The organism is Shewanella sp. 11B5, assembly GCF_002836795.1.
In the GTDB taxonomy this organism is placed as follows: Bacteria; Pseudomonadota; Gammaproteobacteria; order Enterobacterales; family Shewanellaceae; genus Shewanella; species Shewanella frigidimarina.
Window position 1 is genome coordinate 1 of sequence record NZ_PJAP01000527.1, and the last position, 5505, is coordinate 5505.

The 5505-nt window shown below is 41.9% G+C and carries 4 protein-coding genes; all 4 read left to right on the plus strand.

The window, feature by feature from the left end:
- Nucleotides 1-1136: beta-ketoacyl-ACP synthase I (gene fabB, locus CXF78_RS12410; RefSeq protein WP_102036965.1), on the plus strand; the 1136-nt coding region annotated here is incomplete at its 5' end.
- 426 nt (nucleotides 1137-1562) lie between these two features.
- Nucleotides 1563-2699, plus strand: coding sequence for a 4-phosphoerythronate dehydrogenase (locus CXF78_RS12415; protein WP_102036966.1), 1137 nt, complete (start codon nucleotides 1563-1565; stop codon nucleotides 2697-2699).
- Between the two features lie 188 nt (nucleotides 2700-2887).
- Nucleotides 2888-3904, plus strand: a complete 1017-nt coding sequence (locus tag CXF78_RS12420; protein WP_011636866.1) for an aspartate-semialdehyde dehydrogenase — start codon at nucleotides 2888-2890, stop codon at nucleotides 3902-3904.
- Between the two features lie 296 nt (nucleotides 3905-4200).
- Nucleotides 4201-5505 (plus strand): FimV/HubP family polar landmark protein (locus CXF78_RS12425; protein ID WP_308302250.1); only part of this gene is annotated, 1305 nt, incomplete at its 3' end.

Below are 5505 nucleotides of genomic sequence, written 5' to 3' on the forward strand. Positions count from 1 at the left end.
AAGCGGGTCGTAGCGGTATTACTCACTCGGCACAGTTTGAAGAAATGCAATTACGTAGCAAAGTTTGGGGCGACATTAAAATGAACCCAGCTGATCATATCGATCGTAAAGCACTTCGCTTTATGGGCGATGCTGCTGCATATGCTTACATTGCTATGCAGGAAGCGATTGCTGACGCTAACCTAACAGAAGAGCAGTATTCTAATTTCCGTGTCGGTTTGATTGCTGGTACGGGTGGCGCTTCTTCAAAAAACCAAGTTCAGGCAGCTGATACACTTCGTGAAAAAGGTGTTAAGCGCGTAGGCCCTTATATTGTGCCTCGTATTATGTCTAGTACTGCAAGTGCTTGCTTGGCGACACCATTTAAAATTAAAGGTACGAGCTATTCAATCAGTTCAGCTTGTGCCACTTCTGCTCATTGTATTGGCCATGCTGTTGAACTTATCCAAATGGGTAAGCAAGATATGGTATTTGCTGGTGGTGCTGAAGAAGTTGATTGGACACTCACCATGGGCTTTGATGCTATGGGAGCACTATCGACTAAGTACAATGACACGCCTGAAAAAGCGTCACGTACATATGATGCAGATCGTGATGGTTTTGTTATTTCTGGCGGCGGCGGAATTGTTGTTGTTGAAGAATTAGAACATGCCTTAGCACGTGGCGCGAAGATTTATGCTGAGATTGTTGGTTACGGTGCCACATCTGACGGCTACGACATGGTTGCTCCGTCTGGTGAAGGTGCTGTGCGTTGTATGCAGATGGCACTTGCAGATGTAGACACGCCAGTTGATTACATCAACACTCATGGTACTTCTACTCCTGTAGGCGACATGCGTGAACTTGAAGCATTACGTGAAGTGTTTGGCGATAACATGCCTCCAATCGCATCGACTAAATCAATGACAGGTCATGCTTTAGGTGCAGCGGGCGTTCATGAAGCGATTTACAGCTTAATTATGATGGAAGACAGTTTTATTGCTCCAAGCATTAACATTGACAACCTAGATGAAAAAGCAGCTGGCATGCCAGTCGTTCGTCAAATGCGTGAAGCTGAATTGAACACCATTATGAGCAACAGTTTTGGTTTTGGTGGCACTAACGCAACGTTAGTCATGCGTAAATTTAAAGCATAAAACGTTATTAGTGGGTTAACCCGCGAATGATTTCAAAGCCAGCATCGGAAACGATACTGGCTTTTTTGTTGCCTTTTAAACAAGTGGCTAGAGAAAAATCGGTGACAGGCGATTACAAGCAAACGCTGCGCTTATGGAAAGGCTAAATGCCTAGATGCTAGTTCGCTTCGCGGCTAGAAGCTATAAAAGCGAAAGCGATTTAAGCGTATATCGGAGTTATTTGTCGGTTGTTTCTGATGTTAACTGCTTAGCTTTTATAGCCGCGAAGCGAACTAGCAGGACGAAGTCCGCTCTAGCATCTAGGTTTAGTCAGCGATAACAATCAGCGCTATTTGCCATGACGGACTAGGTGAATTTGGTATAAGATACGGGTTATAAAAAATCGCGATGTGATGTCGTTAAACTCGCAGTGAATAAGATACCCAAATGAAAATAATTGCCGATGAAAACATGCCTTATGTTGATGCCTTGTTTGGCTATTTAGGCAAGATTGAATATGTAAATGGCCGAACCTTGACGCCTAAACAAGTCGAAGATGCCGACGTGTTATTGGTGCGTTCGGTGACGAAAGTGAATGCAGAGTTAATTAAAAATGCACATAAACTGAAATTTGTGGGTAGTGCGACGATTGGTACCGATCATGTAGATGTTGATTATCTTTCGTTGCGCAATATTTATTTTACTAATGCTCCTGGGTGTAATGCGACGGCCGTGGGTGAGTACGCATTTATTGCCATGCTGGAGTTAGCGCAACGTTTCGGAGAGTCTTTAGCCGGTAAAGTTGTGGGGATTGTCGGGGCTGGTAATACCGGCACTGCAGCCGCGAAGTGTATGCAAGCTTATGGGCTAAAAGTATTGTTGTGCGATCCCATTAAAGCATTGCAAGGTGATACTCGTGAGTTTGTGTCACTAGACACTATTATTGAGCAAGCCGATATAATCAGTCTGCATGTGCCTATCACCAAAGACGGTGAGCATAAAACCTGGTACTTATTTGATGAAGCCCGACTGAATAAGTTAAAACCCAATACCTGGTTACTAAATTGCTGTCGAGGAGAGGTGATTGATAACCGAGCGTTGATCAAATTTAAACAGCAGCGCGATGACGTAAAGCTGGTACTTGATGTGTGGGAAGGTGAGCCTAACCCAATGGCCGAATTAGTCGCCTTGGCAGAGTTTGCTACGCCGCATATTGCTGGTTATAGCCTTGAAGGCAAAGCCCGCGGAACGTTTATGTTGTATCAAAAATGGTGTGAATTACTCGATTTTCCGGTAAAAAAATCATTGGAGAGTTTATTACCGACATTTCAATTTAATCAAATTGTCAGTCAAAGTGATTTAACCGAAAGCCAATTGCTGAAATTGTCGCGTTTAGTTTATGATTTACGTGACGACGACGTTAACTTTAGAGGGTGTTTCTCAACAGCTACAGGTTTTGATTTAATGCGTAAAAAGCACACTTATCGTCGTGAATATAGTGCAATCTCGTTAACCCAATCTATGGACTATTTATCTGATGGTAAGATAGACCCATCGATGTTGAGTGCTTTAGGCTTTAATTAATTAGTGTCATTATATAAGGCCAATATAGCCAATAGAAGGCAGATTGAGCCTAAAAAACAGTAATTTTAGCCAGTTGAGAAAAAATCACTTCAAAGTCGGCTTTTTTAGTACATTAACCCTAGTAAAGCACAACTAAACTAAGGTAGATTGATTGTTCAAACTGGATAATATGGAGTCGAGCGTTAATTATGTCTCAGGAATTTAATGTAGTCGTTTTAGGTGCATCGGGCGCAGTGGGTCAAACAATGATTGAGATCCTCGAGCAGCGTAATTTTCCGGTTGCTAAGTTGTTTCCATTAGCGAGCAGTCGCAGTGCTGGCGAAACGGTCAGTTTTCACGGTAAACAAGTTGAAATTCTTGACGTAGAAACGTTTGATTGGACCCAAGCACAAATTGGCTTCTTTTCTGCTGGTGGCGATGTGTCTGCTAAATGGGCGCCGATTGCGGGTGACGCGGGTTGTGTTGTTATCGATAACACTTCACATTTTCGTTACGACGTAGATGTGCCACTGGTGATACCAGAAGTTAACCCAGAAGCCATTGCTGATTTCCGCAATCGCAATATCATCGCTAATCCTAATTGTTCAACGATTCAGATGTTAGTGGCTCTTAAGCCTATTTATGATGCTTTTGGTATTTCACGTATTAACGTGGCGACGTATCAGTCAGTGTCTGGAACAGGTAAAAAGGCGATTGATGAGCTAGCTGGTCAAAGTGCTAAATTATTGCAAGGTTTACCGTCAGAGCCGACAGTTTATCCAAAGCAAATTGCCTTTAACGTATTGCCTCAAATTGATGTGTTTATGGAAAATGGCTACACCAAAGAAGAAATGAAAATGGTGTGGGAAACGCAGAAAATTTTTGGTGATGACGAAATTGTTGTTAATCCAACGGCTGTGCGTGTGCCTGTTTTTTATGGTCACTCTGAGGCTATTCATATTGAAACTCGTCAACCTGTTGATGCAGAAGATGTTAAAGCTGTTTTACGTGATGCACCAGGCGTAGAATTGTTTGATGATGATAGCGAATATCCAACAGCGGTAACTGAAGCTGCAGGTAATGATCCTGTTTATGTTGGTCGCGTTCGTAAAGATATTTCACACTCTCACGGTATAAATTTATGGGTTACTGCCGATAACATTCGTAAGGGTGCTGCATTAAACAGCGTACAAATTGCCGAGATTTTGATTAGAGATTACTATTAATTACGCTTTAACAATGTGTAATGACTTAATCAACAACGCGATTTAGTTTAAAAAGCCTGCAATGCGCAGGCTTTTTCCGTTTTACTGAGCCCAATAGTAGCAGGTGCGGTGAATCTAGTTTATAGTCGTAAACATATCATTTTTAACATCAATAGCATTGAAAACGCCTGCAAAATTGGCTCACGATTGATGTGACTAGATACAGTTAACGACCATAATATTAACGATAAAAATTGCCTAAAGCCTGTTGCCAAGCCGGTAACTCAATAGCGCTAAAAGGGAAGGATGGGATGACTTTGCGTACTTCATATATTGTGGGTTTGATTGCCTGCACAGCCGTTGGCTTAACCAGTGTACAAATTATTGAGTCTGCGCATGCAGAAACGCTCAAAATTACTGGCCCCAATGGTGAGGTTAAACAACAAGCGAAACGCCAATATGGTCCAACAACATCAAGAGATACGTTTTGGAGTATTGCGCAAAAAGTCAGACCCAGCGATAAGGTCAGTGTTTACCAAGTGATGGCAGCGTTGTTTGACGCTAATCCACATGCTTTTAGTGGTAATAATTACAATACATTAGAGCGAGGGATGATATTACTTGTTCCTTCTGTTGATGTAATAGCCGCTATTCCCAATGATGTCGCTAAACGCCGTGCAGAACAAGATGACCGCCGTGCTAGCAGACAAACACAGCCTCGTCCCGTCATTAATAATAAACCTATTCAATCTCCTATAGTCGAAACGCCTAAAAAGCCTACCGTTTCAAAACCACTGCAAATAGTGCAGCAAACACCTGCTGTAGAAGTACAAACCAAAGCGATTACAGAGGCCAATGCCGTTGTCGTAAATGACCTCAATAGCACCTTAGATAAAGCCAATGCAAAAACCTTGATGCTGACCGATGAGCTTGCGCGTGCACAAGATGAATTAATGGTCAGCAACAATGACAATCAAGTGTTGAAAAACAAAATTGAACAAATGTCATTAAACATTTCCTCGCTTGAAGAAGATCTACAACTATTACGCGAGAAATATGAAGGCTTAAGTTTAGAAAATAAAAAACTTGTAGATCAAACTGAAAATGTGGAACCCGTTGTAGAAGAACCCACTGACTTTTGGCGCAGCCTAATGGATAACACCATTTTGTTGATCATTGCCGCATCGATTCCTCTGTTAATTATATTCGGACTTATTTTCTGGTTACTTAGTCGCCGTAATAAAAAAAATCAGCAGTCTGAAGTAAAAACAGCAACCCAGTCTGAACAAGAGTCTGCAGCTGCAACAGACCGCGATGACTTAGATGACTCTGATGATATTGTGGTCCATTTAGATTCAAACGATGAAGAGTCAATTGATGATTTATTGGATTTAGACAGCGTAGATTTACAGCCTGAAATCCAAATGGAAGGTGATGCCGAAATGGATATGGCATCAGATATGTTTGTTAGTGAAACAGAAACAGAAATAGAAGATGAGGAAGGGACCTCATTAGATGATTTATGGGCAGAGGCGATGGAAGATCAAGATTCTGATCTTGAACCTCTTGAAGATGACGATGATCTCGACAGTCTACTGGCTGGATTAGATGACAAGCCTGCT

What these genes read in the sequence shown, in the direction of transcription:
- CXF78_RS12415 (WP_102036966.1), top strand. Translation starts at nt 1,563, where the DNA reads ATGAAAATAATTGCCGATGAAAACATGCCTTATGTTGATGCCTTGTTT.
- CXF78_RS12420 (WP_011636866.1), top strand. Translation starts at nt 2,888, where the DNA reads ATGTCTCAGGAATTTAATGTAGTCGTTTTAGGTGCATCGGGCGCAGTG.